The sequence below is a fragment of the Kosakonia pseudosacchari genome (assembly GCF_015167415.1).
GTDB classification, from domain to species: Bacteria; Pseudomonadota; Gammaproteobacteria; order Enterobacterales; family Enterobacteriaceae; genus Kosakonia; species Kosakonia pseudosacchari.
Genome location: NZ_CP063425.1, coordinates 1,133,852 through 1,152,920, shown reverse-complemented (window position 1 = coordinate 1,152,920; position 19,069 = coordinate 1,133,852). Strand labels below are relative to the sequence as shown.

Here is a 19,069-nt window from a genome sequence, read left to right as displayed (position 1 = left end):
GTTACTCTTGCGCCTCTTTGCCCACCAGTAAGGTGGTCAGCACAAACGACAGCGCAAGCGCGATGATCACACCTGAAACCGCAAACATAAAGTAGGGGCCGATGTAAGCGGGCAAACTGAAAATGCTCGACAAAATATAGCCATACAGCCGCACGCCGAAGAAGGCGATGAACGCAGAGGCCAGTGAGCTTGCGACGGTGGCGGCGATAAAGGCTTTTTTGTAGCGCGTCAGTACGCCAAACAGCGCCGGTTCCGTGATCCCCAGCAGCGCGGAGATGGCCGCCGACAGCGTAACGGTTTTATCCTGGCGGTTTTTACTCAACCGCCAGATAGCAAACGTCGCCCCGGCAATCGCCATGTTTGCCATAAACATCATCGGCATCAGCATGTCGTAACCGCGCTCGCTAAAGTTCTGTAAGGCAATCGGCGTCATCGCATGGTGCATCCCAGTGAGGATCGCCACCGGGCGAATCGCGCCGACAATCAGCCCGGCAAAACTCGCCGACACACCAAACAGCCCTTCAATAAACCACGCCAGCGCTTTGCCCAGGTAAATACCAATCGGGCCAATCACTACCAGCGCCGCCAGCGCGCCGAGAAACAGCGTCAATGTTGGGGTAAAGACCGTTTTCAACACATCCGGCATAATGCTGTCGACCCAGCGATGAATATAACTCAACGCGAGGATCGAGAAGATAACCGGGATGACGCTGGCCGAATAGTTAAACACCGACACCGGCAGAGCATTAAGCAGCCAGAACGCGCTGACCGCGCCATCCTGGTGTGCCGCCAGCGCTTTTGCCGCCTCAATCAGCGACGGATACATCAGGCAAGCGGCAACCGCCGCCGCGAGATATTCATTGGTCTTGAATATTTTTGCCGCCGAAACAGCGAGGAAAAACGGCAGAAAATAGAAAACGCCGCTGGCGATAAGATCGATAACCATCACCGTATCGCTTTTCGCCGACACCACTTTTAGCGCAATCAACCCGGCCAGCAGCCCTTTGATCATCCCTGCGCCCGCGATGGCGGGTACAATCGGCCCAAACACGCCGGATACCGTATCCATAAACAGCGACACCAGGCTTTTGCGCGCTTTCCCCTGCCCTGCCGCCTGTTCTGGCGCGTTACCCAGCATCACCAGCAGTTGCTCGTACCAGCTATTCACCTTTGGACCAATGACAATCTGGAACTGGTCACTTTGCAGTTGTGCGCCCAGCACGCCCGGCAGTTTTTTAATTTCGTTCTGATCCACTTTGTCATCGTCGATCAGGTCAAAACGTAAGCGTGTCATGCAGTGCCAGACGTTGTTGATGTTATCTCGTCCGCCCACCAGGCGAATAATATTGCCGATGGCTTCTTGCGTCCCCATAAAAACTCCTGCCGGATGTTGTCGTTTTAATCATTGCCACAAATGGTAGAGAAAGCCAAATATTAAAACAAACCAATAAAATATGAATTGCGTCACAATTAGCAGTTAACAAGCAATAAAAACACATCAAATTTTAAATTGGTTCGGTTTTTAATTAAAAATGAAAGTTATAACTGACCAAAAAATTTATTCAACAAAACAGTTTACCTTTCGCCAAAATTAGGGCGAAGATAATAGCCCTCACTCGCTTATCTCACGTTGTAAAGGAGCTCCCGTGACGCCCACGCTTATCCAGAATATCGAATGTTTTATTACCCGACCCGACCGCCACAACCTGGTGGTAGTGCGGGTGACAACCGATAAAGGCATCACGGGGCACGGTTGCGCCACCTTCCAGCAACGTCCTCTGGCGGTAAAAACGCTGGTCGATGAATATCTGAAACCCTTGTTGATTGGCCGCGATGCCAACCATATTGAAGATCTCTGGCAAATGATGAACGTCAACGCCTACTGGCGTAACGGTCCCATCATGAATAACGCCATCTCCGGCGTTGATATGGCGCTCTGGGATATCAAGGGTCAACTAGCGGGTATGCCGCTGTACCAGTTGCTCGGCGGGAAATCTCGTGATGCTATCGCCGCCTACAGCCACGCCAGTGGCGAAACGCTGGAAGCATTATTCACCGCTGTCGACAAGCTGGCGGCTCAGGGCTACCGGCATATTCGCTGCCAGCTCGGTTTTTACGGCGGTACGCCTGCGCAACTGCATACGCCGGAAAATCCAACCACAGGCGCCTATTTTGATCAGCAGGAGTACATGACCAATACCGTGGCGATGTTTAAAGCGTTGCGGGAAAAATATGGTTATCGCTTGCAGATCCTGCACGATGTTCACGAACGCTTATTCCCGCAGCAAGCGGTGCAGTTAGCGAAGCAGCTTGAGCCCTATCTGCCTTATTTTATTGAAGATATTTTGCCGCCGACGCAAAGCGCGTGGCTGGATCACGTGCGCCAGCACAGCAGTGCGCCGCTGGCGATGGGTGAGCTATTTAATAACCCGGCAGAGTGGCATGAGTTGATTGTGAACCGCCGCATCGATTTTATCCGCTGCCACATTTCGCAGATTGGCGGCATCACACCGGCATTAAAACTGGCGATTCTGTGCCAGGCATTCGGCGTACGATTGGCCTGGCACGGGCCGGGAGATATGACGCCCATTGGTGTGGCGGTGAATACGCATCTCAATATTCATCTGCATAATGCGGCGATTCAGGAGTATATCCCCCGCTCCGCCAGCACAGATGCGGTTTTCCCGGGCGCGCCGGAAGTGAAAGATGGATTCATTTATGCGCCGGAAAAACCAGGTATTGGCGTGCAGTTTGATGAACAGCAAGCGCTGGCACACCCAGGGATCTATCGCCCGCACGAATGGACGCAAAGCCGCCTTGCCGACGGCGCAATCCACACGCCGTAACGTCAGCCGCCGCCCTGGCGGAAGGTGAGGTTTTCGCGGTTATGCGGAATGACATACGTGCAGGTGTAGTTAATATCAATAATGTCGCTGATCTCATACACCTGCCCGCCTTCCAGGATGCCGCGGTTACTGATGTGCATGGCCGGGCTACCCTTTTTACAGCCCAGCAGCACCGCCTGTTCGCGACTCACGCTCACCGCCCGGTACGTGGTCAGCAGATGTGAAATCCGGTAGCCTTTGCCCAGCACATACTGCTGGATAGAACGCTCAATGACCTGCTGGTTGAGATCGGCAAACCCTTCTACCGGCATGCGTGATATTTCGATCTGTACCGCTTGTTCATCGACAAAGCGCAGGCGGCAAAACTGCCAGATAAAGCTCTCCTCGTTGAGGCCGAAGATTTGCTGTTCATCGCGATCCGGGCGCTTTTTATGCAGGCTAATCATGCGGAAACGAATCTGATCAAAACGCTTTTCGGTGATGGAGTTATAAACCAGCGGATTGTTGCGCGCCTGCTCGTTAATCCAGATGCCGGAACCCTGCACAATATTCACCACACCAATACTCGCGAGTTTTTCCAGCGCCTGTCGGATGGTAAAGCGCGAGACGCCATACTCCTGTGCCAGCTGGCGTTCAGGTGGGAGTTTGCGCGGGCCAGGCGCACTGATTTGATAAATTTTGCTTAGCAAATCCTGGGTCACAAACTCTTTTTTCTTCATCCTTTCTTTCCTGAAAGAAAACAATCGCTGCCGCGTGTTATAACATCAGCGGCTAAAAGATACTCCTCGTTTATCAGTATCAAAGAAGGATTTTTGATCATGACCAACCGACGACTGATGAGTCTTGCGACAGTTGCTCTGGTGCTCGCCATTTTCCTGCCGGTGAGCCTGAGTATCTGGATGAGTCACCGCCAGGCTGAAGAAAACTTTATGAATGATCTGGACATGTACTCCACTCTGGCAGAAATGCGTACCCAACGCGTCATCAACCAGAGTAAAGCCGCGCTGCGTGAGCTGGATGCCTACGATGGCGCGCCCTGTACGCCCGAACATTTGTTGGCGATGCGGCGTATTTCTTATTCGTGGCGCTATGTGCGTGAAGCACTATACATCAACGGGCTGCAACCGCTCTGCTCATCCCTGCAAGCCGACAGCCCCATCCTGCCCTTTCCCGAACCCGGAAAGATCACCTCTGATGGCTTTCGCGCCTGGCTGACTCGCCACAACGATCTGGGTCTGGCGAAATATATGGTCGCGATCGGCAGCGCGCATTATGTGGTGATGGTCGATCCAACATCGTTTATTGATATTTTGTCGCATGGCACCTCCCCCGTTTATATCGCGCTGATCAATACCAAAACGCACCAGCGCATTGCCGGAAGCCCCCGGCTGACGGCGGCCAACCTGGCACAAATAAACCAGCAGGGGCCAACGCGCATCATTACCGATGGCGAGGTCTACCGGATCCAGCGCGATGCCGATATGGGGCTGGCGATTGTCACCTGGATGGCGATTGCGCCGCTGGAAAAAAACTGGCACCGGTTATTGATGATGTGGTTGCCACTCGGTTTGCTGGTCAGCCTGCTGCTCGTTTTTGTCATGTTAAGGCTTCTGCGCCGTTTGCATTCACCGCGCGCGCAGTTGCAGGACGCCATTCACGGACGTGAAATTACCGTGTTTTTTCAACCAATTGTTGAGCTTGATAACGGCAAGATAGTCGGCGCAGAGGCGCTGGCACGCTGGCGGCAAAAAGATGGCAGCTACCTTGCGCCAGATATTTTTATTCCGCTGGCGGTGCACAGCGGTCTGATGCCTCAGCTGACCAAACTGGTGGTTGAAACCGTATTTTCCACTCTCGGATCCTGGCTGCACCAACACCCGGATCAACATATCTCGATTAACCTTGAGCCGGCGGATCTGCTTGACCCCACCCTGCCGGATCTGCTGGCTCGTCTGATCGCCCAGTGGCAACTCTCGCCTTCACAAATCGCCCTTGAACTCACCGAACGCGGTTTCGCCGATCCGGCGGTGAGCGGCCCGGCAATCAATGCGCTGCGCGCCGCCGGCCACGCCATTTACATTGATGACTTTGGCACCGGCTATTGCAGCCTGAGCTATCTGCAAAATCTGGATGTCGACATCATCAAAATCGACAAATCGTTTGTCGATGCGCTGGAGTACAAAGCCGTGACGCCGCACATCATCGATATGGCCAAAGCGCTCAGGCTGGCGATGGTGGCTGAAGGCATTGAAACCGAAGGCCAGCTTCAGTGGCTAAAGACGTATGGCGTGGAGTACGGCCAGGGCTGGCTCTACAGCAAAGCGCTGCCGCCTGACGCATTTATTCAGTGGGCGGAAAACAACCTGCGCGCCGCCTAGTTTTGCTACTGTTAAAAGTGGTTTAACACGCGGAGGAAGCATGATGAAAAAGCAATCCTGGCCGCTGCATGATGTCCGGCACTGGCTGGAACCCGGCCCGGTGGTACTGCTCAGCAGCCACTGGCAAGGGCAAAGCAATATTATGACTCTGGGCTGGCATACGATTCTGGAGTTTTCGCCGTCGCTGGTGGGCTGCATGATCTCAGCGGGAAACGCCAGTTTTGCGCGCATTCGCCAAAGCGGTGAATGTGTGATTAACCTGCCGGAAGCCAGCATGATCGATACCGTTTCACGCATCGGTAACTGCACCGGCGATGACGTCGACAAGTTCGCGGAATTTGGCCTGACGGCAGAAAAAAGCGACAAGGTCAGCGCGCCGTCGATAAAAGAGTGTTTCGGGCAGTTTGAGTGCCGGCTCTACGATGACGCAATGGTGGATAACTATAACTTCTTTATTTTTGAAGTGGTTGCCGCACGGGTTAACCCCCAGCCGGAGTGGCCGCAAACCCTGCATTATGTCGGCGGGGGGGTATTCCGTACCGATGGCGACGTGCTGGAACGCAAGGCGCTGTTTACCAAAGTGTCCTGAGCGGCTAATTATTCGTCAAGAATGGGAACGAAGCCCCCGTAAATCATGCGTTTGCCGTCAAAGGGCATCTCGTTCCCCAACTCGCGCATCCGCGGGTCCGCCATGATTTTCTGATTCGCGGCGTCGCGTACCTCTTTTGACGGGTATTCAATCCAGCTGAATACCACCTCTTCGTTGTCTTCCGCTTTCACGGCCATGCGAAAGTCGGTGAAATTGCCGTCGGGCACATCGTCCGCCCAGCATTCAACAACCCGCGTGGCACCAAACTCTTTAAACAGCACGACAGACTTCGCCGCCAGTTGGCGATAAGCCTCTTTTTGATCGGCCGGTACGGCAACCACAAAACCATCAACATACTTCATGAGTTGACCTCCGAAGTGGCCGTGCGGCAGGACAGCCCCACCGCATCAGGCCCGATAAGTTTAGTCTTGTCGCCAGCAAAAGGCGTAACGCACCTTGTCCGTATTGAGAATAAACTCCGACGACACACTTGGGCTCCAGGAGTCATCGCCGCCGACGCCCATATGGAACGCATCGACATGCAACCAGCAACCGTCCTCTTCATGCAGCAGATGATGATGCGTGGTTTCGCGCAGTTGCTCATCGCTGTAGCGCCCCAGCGAAAAGTGGAAATTGCCGTCCAGGCGATGCGCGCCATAGCGCAACATGCGCGTATCGCAACGCAGGCCATTCTCGCCGGGGAAAATATAGGGCGTATGCAGCGAGGCCAGGGGCAATGTCCACAATCCCTGGCGCGCCGCCAGTTTACGGTCGGGGTAGTTTTCATGCGGTCCCAACCCTAACCAGCTTGCCTGCGCATGGTGCTCTGCGAGCTGGCAAACCAGGCCAACACGCGCCGGCGGCGGAATATCCGTCGCCACCTGCACCTCCACTTCACCATGCAATACACCGTGGCTATCAATGCGCCAGCGCTTGTGGCTGATAAAGGCCGTTTTTCCCGCGCCCACCCAACAATGCCCCGTATGGATAACAATTTCTGCCGCCCCCTCTTGCGCCTCGCAATAGAGCAACTGCGCGTGCAGGTCATACATGCCAGCCGCTTTCCAGCGCTCTACCCAGGCGTTGGGGTCAATACGCGTCACTTCACTGATGCCGATATCGTTATCCAGCGGCGCACGGGCAAAACAGTCCGTAAGCGGTGTGGAAAGCGTGGGTTGCTCATCGCGCCACCACTGCACCAGGTTGCCGTTTTGCCGACAGAACTGCCAGCGCTGATGACCCGCGCTGATAGTGTAATCCTGTGCATTCGTCTGCAGTGTCGGTCGCGCGCCTTTGACCTCGCGCGGTGCGATATACAATGGCGCGGGCAAACGCCACTGATCCCACGCGCAAAGGTGTTCCGCCGCCGACCAGCGTGTCGCTGCCCGCTGGTAAACCTCGACATTCAGCCACACTTCACCGGGTGCCGCATGCAGTTCAGGAAGCGTGAGCGCAATTTTCTGTTTTCCTTGCGGTGCGATATTGAGTGCCGTTTCTCCCTGCGCCACCACTTCACCATCACGCTCCACGCGCCAGCGGAGGTACTCGTTATCGCTGGCGCGGAACAGGTATTCGCTCTCCACCTCAATAACCAGCGGCTGCGTACTCAGCAGGCTGAACTGGAAAAATTGCTGGGCGCGTTGCGCTTCATACAGCGTCGGATGCGGTGTTCGGTCCGGGAAAACCAGCCCGTTCATACAGAACTGCCGGTCATTTGGCGTATCGCCAAAATCGCCGCCATAAGCCCAGAATTTCTGTCCGTTCTCGTCCGTTTTCGTTAGCGCCTGGTCGACCCAATCCCAGACAAAGCCGCCCTGCAAGCGCGGTGCAGCGCGAAAGGCCTGCCAGTATTTGGCAAAGCCGCCGAAGCTGTTGCCCATCGCGTGGGCGTATTCACATAAAATCAGCGGACGGCTTTCATCCGGCAAACCGATCCACTTTTTGATTGACCACTTTGGCACCGCCGGGAATGGCTGATCCTGGTCAACACGCGCATACATTGGGCAGATGATGTCGGTCGCGGCGGTGTTCGCCCCGCCCCCTTCATACTGCACCGGGCGCGTCGGATCGGTGGTTTTCAGCCACCGATACAGCGCATCGTGGTTCGCGCCATGCCCCGACTCATTTCCCAGCGACCAGATGATGATCGACGGATGATTACGATCGCGTTGCACCATGCGGGTCACGCGTTCGCTCATTGCCGGAAGCCAGAGCGGATCATCAGCGAGACGGCTCATCGGCACCATTCCGTGGGTTTCGATATTGGCCTCATCCACCACATATAAACCGTACTCATCGCACAACTGATACCACAGCGGATGGTTGGGATAGTGAGAGCAGCGCACCGCATTAAAGTTATGCTGTTTCATTAGCACAATGTCGCGGCGCATGGTGGCTTCATCTATCGCCTGCCCGTTTTCCGGGTGGTGCTCGTGGCGGTTAACGCCACGGATCAGCAGCGGTTTACCGTTGAGTTTCAGCAAGCCGTTGCTGATTTCAACCTGGCGGAACCCGACATTACAGGCTTCCACCTCCAGTACATTTCCCCGTGCGTCGAGCAGGGTTAGCGTCAGGCGATAAAGATGCGGCGTCTCGGCGCTCCACAACAATGGAGAAGCCACCGGCAACGTGACGCTCAGACGTTCTGCCCAGCTTCCGCGTTCATCAACCACCGCGCTGCCCGGTGTTTGCTGCGTTTCGGCGATTTTTTCTTCCCCTCGCCATAACGCGAAAGCAACGCGGCAATCGGTAACTTCACCTTCAAGCCGGGCGTTAACCTGTAACTCCCCGTGAGTCAGTTGCGCATTTAGCTGCGTAACGTGATGAAAATCAGCAATCCGCGTGGCCGGTTTATGTTGCAAATAGACATCGCGAAAAATGCCGCTCATCCGCCACATATCCTGATCTTCCAGGTAGCTGCCATCGCACCAGCGCAATACCATCACCGCCAGCCGGTTATCTCCGGCCTTGAGCGCCTGGCTCAAATCAAACTCCGCAGGCAGGCGGCTGTCCTGGGAGTAGCCGATCCATTGCCCGTTACACCACAGATAAAAAGCCGAGTTCACCCCATCAAAAACAATACGGGTTTGCCCGTACGCCAGTTCTGATTCGCTCATTTCAAATGTGAGCGAGTAACAACCTGTCGGATTTTGTTGCGGTACAAACGGGGGATTCACCGGAATCGGGTAAGTGACATTGGTATAAATCGGCGTATCAAACCCCTGCATTTGCCAGTTTGAAGGCACTGGCATTGCCACCGCATCAGCGCAATCTTCGTCGATCCAACCTGCCGGCACCGCGTCTGGCGCAGCGAAAAAGCTGAATTGCCAGTAGCCATTGAGTAAACGACGTGCGGGCGATGCCGTGTTGTCGCGCGCAGAAATTTCATCGCGCCAGCTGCGCATCGGTGCATGCGCGGGTAAACGGTGCCACTGTGTGAGAACCGGGTTTTCCCAGTCGCGGCGGGAGAGAATCGAATTTAACGCAGAAGCGGACATAAAAAACCTCATTTTGCGAAGCGCTCACAATCAGAGGCACAATGACGCATTTTTCACCACTGGTAAAGCGGGTAACAGGATCAAAGCGAAGGCGATCACAAAAGTGTTAACGGCGATCCAGCATCGCGACCTGCTGCGCCAGTTCGTTTAAGCGCCTGGCAAGGGTTTCACCACTCAGTTTCTGTTGCCGGGCTGGCGCGGTGGAGTGTCGCTCGATGAGCATCACCGGCAACCGCGTTTGGCCTGTGACATCGCTCCGGGCTGACGGGCTGAGTAGCCAGTCGACGCTTCGCTCTCCGGCCTCTTTAAACGTCTGGCGGATGGTGGTAAGCGGCGGGGAAAACCAGGCGCTATCGGCGGTATCGTCATAACCTACCACCGAGATCTGTGCCGGCACGTCAATCCCTTTCTCGACGCAGGCGCGGATAACGCCAAGCGCCATTTGATCATTTGCCACCAGCACCGCGTCGGGTAACTGCGAACCCGCGAGCAAACTGTGCGCTTTTTCATACCCGGAAGCCGCGCTCCAGTCACCATGCGCGCTGGCACAAGGCGTAAGGCCAGCCTGCTGAAGTGCCGTTAGCCAGCCGGCAAAGCGGGTACGCGCGGAAACCGAGGCCTGCGGCCCACCGAGTAACGCGATCTGACGGTGCCCCTGCGCCAGCAGATGTTCTACGCCAAGCCGCGCACCTTGCATGGCATCAAATACCAGGCTGTTCACCGCGGCCGTCTCACTAACATCCAGGAATAACACGGGCGTGGGTGTCGCCTGTGCCGCGAGTTGCTGCGCCAGCGCATCATCAAGCGGCACGTTGATCAACACGCCTTCAACGCGCTGCGCCAGCAGTTCCTGTAAGGCAGCCGAACAACTGGCTGCATCGTGCTGCTCCAGCATAGAAATGATCACGCTGGCGGCGGCCTGCCCGGCGCGGGACTTTACCGCCGACGCGATTTGCGATGGCGCATGCAAAGCCAGATCGGTTGTCAACAAACCGAGCGTTTTCGTACGTTTACCCGCCAGTTGCTGAGCGCCGCGATTGGGGATGTAATGCAGCTCCGCCATCGCAGCGAGCACTTTCTCGCGCGTCCGTGGAGAGACATGCGCCGCATCGTTAATCACGCGCGAAACGGTCTGGTAAGAGACGCCCGCATGGCTGGCGACATCATAAAGAGTGATGGTTTTCATAGCGCTTCCCGGTTGCAAACAGTTTTCCAGTATACCCGGTTTGCAGGTCTGCGCCTGTGAGCGCTTCAGAGAAAATACCAGGCAGGGCCAAATACCGTTGAAGGATATTTTGCGGGAAAAGAAATAGCGACGAGCCACAAAAGGCTCGTCGGAAACATCATCCGTAATGTGCATTTGAGATGGTTACGTATTTTTATTATGAAACCACCATCACATTTTTTAATGCAATTAAAATGACAGTTTCATGACAAATACATTACTGCTGACGTGGGATCGGGAAGCCTTTTAGCGAAATAATAAAGCTGTGTCCGTCTTTTTTAATTTTTGCTCCGGCGTCGCACCAGTCTGATGCAATGCGAAAAAACTCATCACTTCCGATATTCCAGTCCAGACGAACTTGTTTGACAAAACCTGAGCGCAGCATCTCGCAGGCTTCGCCGTAGTTGCTGGCGGTAGATAGCAGTTGTTGGTTCATTTTTTCTTCTTCAGAAGTTTGCGTAACGCTTTAATTTCTTTAGGAGTTAACGGAGTAGAGCTCTCTTCTTCGGTATGCTGGTTATCAATGTCGTCTTCCGATACTCCCGCCTCTTCCGCAGCCTGAAAAGCCAGCAGCAACAGCTTTTCTGTCGCGGTACCGAGATTTTCACTATTTACTTCTGCGTAATGACGAAGTTTCTCTTTTAGCGCTTCATCAATTTTGACGTTTAATACAGCACTGGCCATGATTATCCCTTCTTGTGTGAATAAACATGCTAATTAATACACGAACTTATGGAACTGATCCACAAATATATTTCAGAATTATAACAACTTATAAAAGCCCAAGATTAATCTGCCTGACAATTATGACAAAAAAATTAAATTAATATTTCAGTAAAATGACAAACTAAACCAGCATAAATAAATATATCGACAATAAAATTTAAATATCCTGCCAGCCTCATTAGGCTGACAGGATTCAGCGGTGAAGATTATTCCATTCGTCGCGGGTTATCTCCCAAAGTTCGGTGTCCAGTTCGCCGGAGACATATTGCCCCTTCTGGCGGCGAACCAGCCGCATTCCGCAACGTTCAGAGATCTTTTTCGAGCGCACATTCGCCACGGCTTTCGGGGCGCGCAACACATCACGCTCGAGCACATTAAACCAGTAATCATTCACCGCATGGCAAGCTTCCGTCATATAGCCCTGCCCTTGCCACTCCGGCGCGAGCCAGAAACCACGGTTATTGTCTGGCGTATTCATTAAGCAAATAACACCCATTAACTCTGTCGGGTCTGCTTTGCGACGCAACGTCCAAAACCAGCCTTCCCCTGCGCGGTTTGCCGGCAGCGCAACATTATCGACATAATGCTGCGCGGCACCTTCCGGGTAGGGCCAGGGCACACTGGCTATCAGGTAGCGCACGATTTCCCAGCGCGGGAAAATACGCTGAATTTGCGTGGCATCTTCCGATGCCAGCGGCTTGAGAAAAAGTCTTGCGGTTTCGAGCTCGGGTGTGGTCATTGCCATCACTCCATTTCAACGCCAGCGGATGTGTTACACCAGAATCCCCTGGCCGTTTTATAAAGTAAACCGCCCGTTCAACAGCAAAATTGAGGGGAGTGAATGGCGCAGCGCATTGCATGTCATAGACACTTATAGCGCTGGCTCGCTTTGTGGTTCAGGTTTTAGCGCTGGTTTCTGACGAAACCATGGCAGGCAAAGCTGGATCAACGGGCCAATCGCCAGGGCGTAAACCACCGTCCCCACGCCAACGGTTCCGCCCAACAGCCAGCCGATAAGCAACACAGAAACTTCAATCGCTGTGCGGATAGCCCGCACCGACCAGCCGGTACGCGCATGAATACCGGTCATTAACCCATCGCGCGGCCCGGCACCAAACCCCGCGCCAATATACATTCCGGTCGCGAGGGCATTCACCACCACGGCAGAAATCAGCAACGTGCCGCGCGCCACCAGCGAATCCAGCACCGGCATCAGCGACAGCGCGGCATCGGCGGCAAGGCCTAATACAATCACATTACTGATCGTTCCCAATCCGGGCCGCTGGCGCAACGGGATCCACAACAGCAGCACCAGCGCCCCGGTAACGATCATCACCGTCCCAATATCCAGCGATAGCCGTTTCATTACGCCCAGGTGAAAAACGTTCCACGGGTCCGCGCCCAGATCCGCGCGCACAAACATGGCGGTGGAAACGCCGTACAGAACCAGGCCTATATAAAGTTGAATTAATCGACGCAGCATTGTTTTTCTCCGGTTGTTCAGGCTTTCATCTTTACCGGAAATGGCCTTATTATTAATGTCCAGTTTTAAAATAGTGGACTGTATATGTCATCACGCCGCCTGGGTAGCCACTCTTTACACCGTCTGTTGGGTCACTGGCAACAACCCGCTTCCCGTACGCCGTTATGGCGACAACTTGCCGACGCGCTGCGCCTGCTGATCCTGGATGGCAGGCTGGCAATGGAGACACGCCTTCCCGGAGAGCGTGAACTGGCCTCAGCGCTTGAGATCAGCCGCACAACGGTTGCCAGCGCACTCACACACCTGCGTGATGAAGGTTATCTGGAGAGCCGCCACGGCAGTGGCTCGCGCGTGATCCTGCCCGATAGCCGCGCGATCCCCACGCTCAGCACGGCGGGCACCGCACTTGATCTCTCCACTGCCGCACTCAGCGCTGGCCCGGAAATTCACCAGGCTTACACCCACGCGCTGGCAGCCATCCCGCCCTATCTTTCGCGCACAGGTTACGGGCAATTAGGTGTGCAGGCGCTGCGCGAAGCGATTGCCGCGCGATACACCGCCCGCGGCTTGCCGACGCATGCAGATGAAGTGATGGTGGTCAATGGCGCACTCAGCGGGCTGGCGCTGGTTCTGCGTATGCTGACCGGGCCCGGCGATCGCGTGGTGGTCGATCATCCGACCTATCCGCTGGCCATTGCCGCCATTCAGGGCGCGTCATGCAGACCAGTTGGCGTCTCTTTGCCGCAAACGGGCTGGGACACCGACGGTTTCGCCGCGACGCTGGCGCAGACCGCGCCACGGCTGGCTTACGTCATGCCTGATTATCACAACCCAACCGGCCGCTGTATGGATATTGCCACGCGCCAGGCCATCGTCAGCGTTGCCGCGCAAGCGCGCACCACCCTGGTGGTCGACGAAACGATGGTTGATTTGTGGTACGAATCTCCGCCACCACCGCCCATGGCGGCGTTTGATAGTAGCAGTACAGTCATTACGATCGGTTCGGCGGGGAAAACGTTCTGGGGTGGACTGCGTTTGGGCTGGATCCGTGCCTCATCGCGGACCATTGCCACGCTGGTGCAGACGCGCGATACGCTGGAGCTTGGCTCACCGCTACTGGAACAGCTGGCGACGCTATGGCTGATGGAAAATGGCGAAAGCTTCCTGCCTGCGCGTCGTGACATGCTCAAAGCACGCCGCGATCGCTGCGCGGCGCTGCTGCGGGAACATTTCCCCGACTGGCGTTTCTCGCTGCCGGAAGGTGGCCTCTCTTTCTGGATAGAGCTGCCCGACATGCTGGCAACGCAATTTGCCGCGCGCGCGGAAACGATCGGTATCCACCTCGGCGCTGGCCCGCGTTTTGGGCTGACAGGGGCGTTTGAACGCTATTTGCGTATCCCTTTCGCGCTGGATTCAAATGAGCTGGAAAATGCGCTACTGCGGCTCAAACCCTTATGGCTGGCGCTTCGAGCAACGGAAGCGCCATTAAAACGTAGCCTGGTGTAATACTCAGGACGCAGGTGGTGTCAGCGGCTTTAGCGACTGGCTGTTAACCCAACCAGTAGTGCTTTTCCCCGCCTCGCTAATAAACTGGATCTGCGTCCAGCCTTGCCCGGTTTTCAGCACCCCCACAACATCATCTTTGACAATCCATGCCTTACGCCGCGTGCTGGCATCCGGTGTGCTGCTGAGATAAACCCGCTCATCAATCACTTCGGCGAGAGAAACCCATCGTGTCGACTGGGTTTTGCTCAACGCAATCCCCTCGTTGATTTGCGGCACCATCACATTCATGCAGCCGTCATGGTTTTGCCCGTTCGCAATCTTCAATGTTACGCCGTCTGCCGTGGCGGAAAGATGCCCCGGCAGCACATCGGAAGACCAACTGGATATTTCCGCCTCCCCGGCTGGAGACGCATTACCCGCCAGCGCAAAGGAGCAGTTTCGCGTCACGCCAACCCCCATTGTTTCAGAGTAGTAACCCGTGACCTGCCCGGAGGGGGATACCGCCAGTTGCAGCCCTTCATAAACGCCCGACTGCAATGTGGCGGCAAAAGGTGCCGTCGATACCGATAATGTCAATGCCAATACGATGTTGCGCATACTCCCTGCCCTTTTATCAGAATTATTTTTGCGGCTACAGCGTACCGTTTCTGCATAAAAACATCATCAGTGAACCCACGCGTTTCCCCCACCAAAAAAGGTAAAAAAGGCTAAGGTTGAAAGACCCGTTTAATTTGCTCTATGAGGAAAGTGATGTCGGAAAAGTTAAAGGCGCAGTGTCACTGCGGCGCGGTGGCGTTTACTGTGCAGCTTTCGGACGGTTTTAACACCGTTCGGCGCTGTAACTGTTCTTTTTGCCGAATGCGCGGCGCCGTTGCCGTGTCGGCCCCGCTCTCCGGTATTGAGGTTTTTAAGGGCAAGGATAAATTGACCGAATACCGCTTTAACACCGGAACCGCTGTGCACTATTTTTGCTCGGTTTGCGGTATCTACACGTTCCATCAGCGGCGTTCAAACCCGGATCAGTACGGTGTCAATGTGGCCTGTATTGCTGGTGTTTCGCCCTTTGATTTTGCGCAAGTGCCGGTTTCAGAAGGTGTTAATCACCCGTCGGATGGCGGAAGCGAGGGTATTGCCGGGTATTTGCGCTATTCACGCGAGTGAGCAAAACAAAGGAAGCAGAAATGGGTGGGGGCCCTGCCAGCTACATCCCGGCACACACGTCATCTGCCCTGGCTGCTTCCTTCCGGACCTGACCTGGTGAACAGAGTAGCGTTGCGGGAGAACCAACAGAGCCCCCATTGAGAGCGTTGTTAACCAACGCGCTGGCGCATTATCCCTATCCGGGATGGCAATTGCAAGCCGCGCCGGGGCGGATGCTGGTTTCTTGCGCAATCCCCACTTCACAGCACACGTTTCGCTGTTTATGCTGCCTCTTCTTTCTTCAGGACATCACAATGGATACACAGGACTCTTTCCCGCAGCGGGTGTGGCAAATCGTTGCCGCCATCCCCGAAGGCTATGTCACGACCTATGGTGATGTGGCGAAGCTGGCCGGTTCACCGCGCGCGGCGCGCCAGGTGGGCGGCGTGCTGAAACGTTTACCGGAAGGCAGCACGTTACCGTGGCATCGGGTGGTGAATCGTCATGGTTGTATCTCGCTGACCGGGCCGGATTTACAGCGTCAGCGCCAGGCGCTGCTGGCGGAAGGCGTGGTGGTGTCGGGAAGTGGGCAAATCGATTTACAGCATTATCGTTGGGTCTATTAAGGCTCCTCCCAACCGGGAGGAGCCTGGTCATATTAGTACTGCGTCGGCGCAGGTGTCGCTTCCGACGGGTTTACCTGCGTCGGAGAAGTGGAAGGCACCGTCGTTGCCGCCCCGCCACTTTGTTGCAGCGGCACAGCGGTTTGCTGTACCGGCACCAGTGTCAGGTCAACTTTTGTACCACCCTGGTTGATAACTGGCTTAACCGTATCGGTAATAAAGACAATTTTGTTGTCAATGGTAATCGCCGCGCTCAGCAGGATACGGGCGTTCGGCTGAATATCCGCCGGGTTAAATGGCAGCACAAAGCTAAACGGTGACTGTTTACCTTCAGTACGGACAGCTTTCTGCGCCAGTACTTTCGACGGCGCATCTGCCTGCGAAGCATCAGAAACCGTCACGGTGAGTACCGCGTCTGGCGGCAGCGCCACTTTCTGACGGATCCAAACCGTACCCGAAACATTCGGTTGCGTGATCGCCGGTTTATTTGTTGCCGCAGGTGCATTTGGGTTAGGTGCAGGTGTCGGAATATCGCCGCCCTTTTGGGCGCAGGCAGACAGCGCGACCGCGACTGCTAAACCACTTAACATGTGCACGAGTTTCATTGATTTCTCCTTATCTTCAATGCACCGGCAGGCGTTTCGCCCGCCAGGATGTGTGGTCAAACCATCGTAACCTGAACAAGTGTGGCACACGTGCCGGATATATTCCTGCAAACTGCCATCTATTCAGATTATTGAACCCATCGGACCAGCAATTTTTCCAGGTTATACTATTCGGATAATTCGCTCCGTCAGCCGTTATTATTTTGAGGAAATTTATGAGTCAGGCGTTATCCAATCTGCTGGCATTACTGAACCTGGAAAAAATTGAAGAGGGCTTGTTTCGCGGGCAGAGCGAAGATCTCGGCTTGCGCCAGGTTTTTGGCGGTCAGGTCGTAGGTCAGGCCTTGTACGCCGCCAAAGAGACCGTTCCTGCCGAGCGCCTGGTGCATTCATTCCACAGTTACTTTTTACGTCCGGGCGATAGCGAAAAACCGATTGTCTACGACGTGGAAGTGCTGCGTGATGGCAACAGTTTCAGCGCCCGACGCGTTGCGGCCATCCAGAACGGCAAACCGATTTTCTACATGACCGCGTCCTTCCAGGCACCGGAAACCGGCTACGAGCACCAAAAAACGATGCCGCAGGCACCGTCGCCGGATTCGCTGCAATCTGAAACGGATATTGCCCGCGCGCTTGCTCATTTATTACCCCCGCAGGCCAAAGAGAAGTTTCTCAGTGACAAGCCGCTGGAGATCCGCCCGGTTGAGTTTCATAACCCGCTGAAAGGCCATGTCGCCGAGCCCACCCGCCAGGTATGGATCCGCGCAAACGGCACCGTGCCGGACGATTTCCGCGTGCATCAATATCTGCTTGGCTATGCCTCTGACTTTAACTTCCTGCCGGTTGCGCTTCAGCCGCATGGCGTAGGCTTTCTTGAGCGCGGTATGCAGGTTGCCACTATTGACCACTCGATGTGGTTCCATCGCCCGTTTAATATGAACGAATGGTTGCTCTACAGTGTGGAAAGCACCTCAGCCTCCAGCGCTCGCGGTTTTGTGCGCGGCGAGTTCTATACACAAGAGGGTGTGCTGGTGGCGTCCAGCGTGCAGGAAGGCGTCATGCGCAATCGCAACTAATCCCGTTTTAAAAAAGAAAAGCCTCCGAACGGAGGCTTTTTTATGCTCAGGAGATAACTCAACATAATCAGGCGTTATAGGCGTTTTCGCCGTGGCTGTTCACATCCAGCCCTTCACGCTCTTGCTCTTCCGGTACGCGCAGGCCTACCGTCATATCCGCCAGTTTGTAACCGATAAAGGCCACCACGCCAGACCACACGATAGTAATGGCAACGCTTTCCAGCTGTACCAGTACCTGATGGCCCATGGTCACCCCTTCAGCGAAACCGACACCGCCCAGCGACGTAGACGCGAAGATACCGGTCAGGATACAACCCACGATGCCGCACACGCCGTGCACACCGAAGACATCGCACGGGTCATCAACACGCAACATACGTTTCAGTGCAGTAACGCCCCACAGCCCTGCCAGACCGGCAATCAGACCCACAATCAGCGCGCCGCCGACACCCACATAACCGCACGCCGGGGTGATACCAACCAGACCCGCGATGGCACCAGAACAGGCACCGAGCAGAGACGGCTTACCGCGCATTGCCCACTCGCCAAATACCCACGCCAGAATAGCGGCCGCAGTGGCAACAACCGTGTTCACGAAAGCCAGCGCAGCGATTTCGTTCGCCGAGCTTGCAGAGCCGGCGTTGAAGCCAAACCAGCCAACATAGAGGATCGCGGTGCCGGTGAAGACCATCGGCAGGTTATGCGGTTTGAACGCTTCTTTGCCAAAGCCCACGCGTTTGCCAATCAGGTAAGCACCTACCAGACCTGCGATCGCGGCGTTGATGTGAACAACCGTACCGCCCGCGAAATCCAGCGCGCCGTGGGTTGCCAGCAGACCGCCACCCCAGACCATGTGCGCAATCGGCACATAAGAAAGCGTCAGCCATACCACCACAAAAATCAGCACCGCAGAGAAGCGAATACGCTCAGCCAGCGCACCGACAATCAGGCCAACGGTGATACAAGCAAAGGAGCCCTGGAACGCCACGTGGATGTACTGATAAATGCTGCCCATCACGGCTTTCAATTCGATGTTTTTCAACATCGCCCAGTTGAAGCTGCCGAAGAAGCTGTTGCCCTCGCCAAATGCCAGAGAGTAGCCGTAAACCACCCACAGGATGCACACCAGAGCGAAGGTGACGGCAACCTGCGTCAGCATCGACAGCACGTTTTTACCGCGGATCAAACCGCCGTAGAACAGCGCAATGCCCGGAATGGTCATAAACAGCACCAGCGCGGTGCAAATCATCATAAAGCCGTTGTCGGCTTTATCCGCCACAGCGGGAGCCGCCATCGCCAGGCCTGGCAGCAACGCCAGCGAAGCAAGAGCCGTTTTTAATGTTGTGTTTTTCATTGTTCCGATCCCCATCACTGT

General features: G+C 55.2%; 19 protein-coding genes and 1 other RNA gene. 7 read left to right on the top strand and 13 right to left on the bottom strand.

The annotated features are described in order from the left end of the window. Nucleotide 1: 1 nt before the first annotated feature. The gene (locus IP581_RS05315; RefSeq protein WP_193821916.1) at nucleotides 2–1,372 is read right to left on the bottom strand and encodes a PTS transporter subunit EIIC; all 1,371 of its coding nucleotides are present in this window, start codon (nucleotides 1,370–1,372) and stop codon (nucleotides 2–4) included. Between the two features lie 274 nt (nucleotides 1,373–1,646). On the opposite strand from IP581_RS05315, the gene IP581_RS05310 reads away from it, so the two are divergent. Then, nucleotides 1,647–2,846 carry an enolase C-terminal domain-like protein gene (locus IP581_RS05310; RefSeq protein ID WP_193821915.1) on the top strand — a complete coding sequence of 400 codons (1,200 nt, stop codon included), beginning with the start codon at nucleotides 1,647–1,649 and terminating at the stop codon, nucleotides 2,844–2,846. A 2-nt stretch (nucleotides 2,847–2,848) separates the two neighbouring features. Here the strand turns inward: IP581_RS05310 and IP581_RS05305 are convergent, their stop codons facing one another. Further along, nucleotides 2,849–3,565, bottom strand: a complete 717-nt coding sequence (locus IP581_RS05305) for a GntR family transcriptional regulator (RefSeq protein ID WP_097401434.1) — start codon at nucleotides 3,563–3,565, stop codon at nucleotides 2,849–2,851. 99 nt (nucleotides 3,566–3,664) lie between these two features. On the opposite strand from IP581_RS05305, the gene IP581_RS05300 reads away from it, so the two are divergent. Continuing rightward, a complete protein-coding gene (locus tag IP581_RS05300; RefSeq protein ID WP_086871109.1) occupies nucleotides 3,665–5,224 on the top strand; it encodes an EAL domain-containing protein in 1,560 nt (519 codons plus the stop codon). Between the two features lie 43 nt (nucleotides 5,225–5,267). Then, nucleotides 5,268–5,813: a flavin reductase family protein gene (locus IP581_RS05295; protein WP_193822642.1), complete on the top strand. Its 546-nt coding sequence runs from the start codon at nucleotides 5,268–5,270 to the stop codon at nucleotides 5,811–5,813. 8 nt (nucleotides 5,814–5,821) lie between these two features. Here IP581_RS05295 and IP581_RS05290 read toward each other — a convergent pair whose 3' ends face one another. The 7 genes from IP581_RS05290 to yczE all read right to left on the bottom strand — a co-directional run bounded on the left by IP581_RS05290 (nucleotide 5,822) and on the right by yczE (nucleotide 12,744). Further along, on the bottom strand, nucleotides 5,822–6,175 hold the full coding sequence (locus IP581_RS05290; RefSeq protein ID WP_086871104.1) for a DUF1428 domain-containing protein: 354 nt from the start codon (nucleotides 6,173–6,175) through the stop codon (nucleotides 5,822–5,824). Between the two features lie 60 nt (nucleotides 6,176–6,235). Continuing rightward, nucleotides 6,236–9,310 carry a beta-galactosidase gene (locus IP581_RS05285; protein ID WP_193821914.1) on the bottom strand — a complete coding sequence of 1,025 codons (3,075 nt, stop codon included), beginning with the start codon at nucleotides 9,308–9,310 and terminating at the stop codon, nucleotides 6,236–6,238. Nucleotides 9,311–9,416: 106 nt separating this feature from the next. Next, entirely contained in the window at nucleotides 9,417–10,496 is a 1,080-nt protein-coding gene (locus IP581_RS05280; protein ID WP_193821913.1) for a LacI family DNA-binding transcriptional regulator, read from the bottom strand. Between the two features lie 256 nt (nucleotides 10,497–10,752). Beyond that, nucleotides 10,753–10,971 carry a hypothetical protein gene (locus IP581_RS05275; protein WP_086871100.1) on the bottom strand — a complete coding sequence of 73 codons (219 nt, stop codon included), beginning with the start codon at nucleotides 10,969–10,971 and terminating at the stop codon, nucleotides 10,753–10,755. Then, nucleotides 10,968–11,219, bottom strand: coding sequence for a hypothetical protein (locus IP581_RS05270; protein ID WP_017459970.1), 252 nt, complete (start codon nucleotides 11,217–11,219; stop codon nucleotides 10,968–10,970). Before IP581_RS05270 ends, IP581_RS05275 begins: the two co-directional genes overlap by 4 nt. Nucleotides 11,220–11,454: 235 nt before the next feature. After that, entirely contained in the window at nucleotides 11,455–12,000 is a 546-nt protein-coding gene (locus IP581_RS05265) for a GNAT family N-acetyltransferase (RefSeq protein WP_193821912.1), read from the bottom strand. Between the two features lie 132 nt (nucleotides 12,001–12,132). Continuing rightward, the gene (gene yczE / locus IP581_RS05260; protein ID WP_097401429.1) at nucleotides 12,133–12,744 is read right to left on the bottom strand and encodes a membrane protein YczE; all 612 of its coding nucleotides are present in this window, start codon (nucleotides 12,742–12,744) and stop codon (nucleotides 12,133–12,135) included. A gap of 84 nt (nucleotides 12,745–12,828) precedes the next feature. On the opposite strand from yczE, the gene yczR reads away from it, so the two are divergent. After that, nucleotides 12,829–14,250, top strand: coding sequence for a MocR-like transcription factor YczR (yczR, locus tag IP581_RS05255; protein WP_193821911.1), 1,422 nt, complete (start codon nucleotides 12,829–12,831; stop codon nucleotides 14,248–14,250). A gap of 3 nt (nucleotides 14,251–14,253) precedes the next feature. Here yczR and IP581_RS05250 read toward each other — a convergent pair whose 3' ends face one another. After that, the gene (locus tag IP581_RS05250) at nucleotides 14,254–14,847 is read right to left on the bottom strand and encodes an SH3 domain-containing protein (protein WP_193821910.1); all 594 of its coding nucleotides are present in this window, start codon (nucleotides 14,845–14,847) and stop codon (nucleotides 14,254–14,256) included. Nucleotides 14,848–14,997: 150 nt separating this feature from the next. Between IP581_RS05250 and IP581_RS05245 the strand changes: the two genes are divergently transcribed. Continuing rightward, entirely contained in the window at nucleotides 14,998–15,411 is a 414-nt protein-coding gene (locus IP581_RS05245; protein ID WP_193821909.1) for a GFA family protein, read from the top strand. A gap of 31 nt (nucleotides 15,412–15,442) precedes the next feature. On the opposite strand, the gene ffs is transcribed toward IP581_RS05245, so the two are convergent. After that, nucleotides 15,443–15,539, bottom strand: an RNA gene (gene ffs / locus IP581_RS05240) — signal recognition particle sRNA small type. A 165-nt stretch (nucleotides 15,540–15,704) separates the two neighbouring features. On the opposite strand from ffs, the gene IP581_RS05235 reads away from it, so the two are divergent. Continuing rightward, nucleotides 15,705–16,016, top strand: a complete 312-nt coding sequence (locus IP581_RS05235) for an MGMT family protein (RefSeq protein ID WP_097401426.1) — start codon at nucleotides 15,705–15,707, stop codon at nucleotides 16,014–16,016. Between the two features lie 32 nt (nucleotides 16,017–16,048). Here the strand turns inward: IP581_RS05235 and IP581_RS05230 are convergent, their stop codons facing one another. Beyond that, entirely contained in the window at nucleotides 16,049–16,618 is a 570-nt protein-coding gene (locus tag IP581_RS05230; RefSeq protein WP_193821908.1) for a YbaY family lipoprotein, read from the bottom strand. A gap of 215 nt (nucleotides 16,619–16,833) precedes the next feature. On the opposite strand from IP581_RS05230, the gene tesB reads away from it, so the two are divergent. Further along, complete coding sequence (tesB, locus tag IP581_RS05225; protein WP_086871085.1) at nucleotides 16,834–17,694, top strand: acyl-CoA thioesterase II; 861 nt, start codon at nucleotides 16,834–16,836, stop codon at nucleotides 17,692–17,694. A gap of 67 nt (nucleotides 17,695–17,761) precedes the next feature. Here tesB and amtB read toward each other — a convergent pair whose 3' ends face one another. Then, nucleotides 17,762–19,048, bottom strand: coding sequence for an ammonium transporter AmtB (gene amtB, locus IP581_RS05220; protein ID WP_020456781.1), 1,287 nt, complete (start codon nucleotides 19,046–19,048; stop codon nucleotides 17,762–17,764). Nucleotides 19,049–19,069 lie beyond the last annotated feature (21 nt).

Bases quoted from the DNA above. Each gene is read 5' to 3' on its own strand.
- IP581_RS05315 (WP_193821916.1), bottom strand. From the start codon at position 1,372: ATGGGGACGCAAGAAGCCATCGGCAATATTATTCGCCTGGTGGGCGGA.
- IP581_RS05305 (WP_097401434.1), bottom strand. From the start codon at position 3,565: ATGAAGAAAAAAGAGTTTGTGACCCAGGATTTGCTAAGCAAAATTTAT.
- IP581_RS05300 (WP_086871109.1), top strand. From the start codon at position 3,665: ATGACCAACCGACGACTGATGAGTCTTGCGACAGTTGCTCTGGTGCTC.
- IP581_RS05295 (WP_193822642.1), top strand. From the start codon at position 5,268: ATGAAAAAGCAATCCTGGCCGCTGCATGATGTCCGGCACTGGCTGGAA.
- IP581_RS05290 (WP_086871104.1), bottom strand. From the start codon at position 6,175: ATGAAGTATGTTGATGGTTTTGTGGTTGCCGTACCGGCCGATCAAAAA.
- IP581_RS05285 (WP_193821914.1), bottom strand. From the start codon at position 9,310: ATGTCCGCTTCTGCGTTAAATTCGATTCTCTCCCGCCGCGACTGGGAA.
- IP581_RS05280 (WP_193821913.1), bottom strand. From the start codon at position 10,496: ATGAAAACCATCACTCTTTATGATGTCGCCAGCCATGCGGGCGTCTCT.
- IP581_RS05275 (WP_086871100.1), bottom strand. From the start codon at position 10,971: ATGAACCAACAACTGCTATCTACCGCCAGCAACTACGGCGAAGCCTGC.
- IP581_RS05270 (WP_017459970.1), bottom strand. From the start codon at position 11,219: ATGGCCAGTGCTGTATTAAACGTCAAAATTGATGAAGCGCTAAAAGAG.
- IP581_RS05265 (WP_193821912.1), bottom strand. From the start codon at position 12,000: ATGACCACACCCGAGCTCGAAACCGCAAGACTTTTTCTCAAGCCGCTG.
- yczE (WP_097401429.1), bottom strand. From the start codon at position 12,744: ATGCTGCGTCGATTAATTCAACTTTATATAGGCCTGGTTCTGTACGGC.
- yczR (WP_193821911.1), top strand. From the start codon at position 12,829: ATGTCATCACGCCGCCTGGGTAGCCACTCTTTACACCGTCTGTTGGGT.
- IP581_RS05250 (WP_193821910.1), bottom strand. From the start codon at position 14,847: ATGCGCAACATCGTATTGGCATTGACATTATCGGTATCGACGGCACCT.
- IP581_RS05235 (WP_097401426.1), top strand. From the start codon at position 15,705: ATGGATACACAGGACTCTTTCCCGCAGCGGGTGTGGCAAATCGTTGCC.
- IP581_RS05230 (WP_193821908.1), bottom strand. From the start codon at position 16,618: ATGAAACTCGTGCACATGTTAAGTGGTTTAGCAGTCGCGGTCGCGCTG.
- tesB (WP_086871085.1), top strand. From the start codon at position 16,834: ATGAGTCAGGCGTTATCCAATCTGCTGGCATTACTGAACCTGGAAAAA.
- amtB (WP_020456781.1), bottom strand. From the start codon at position 19,048: ATGAAAAACACAACATTAAAAACGGCTCTTGCTTCGCTGGCGTTGCTG.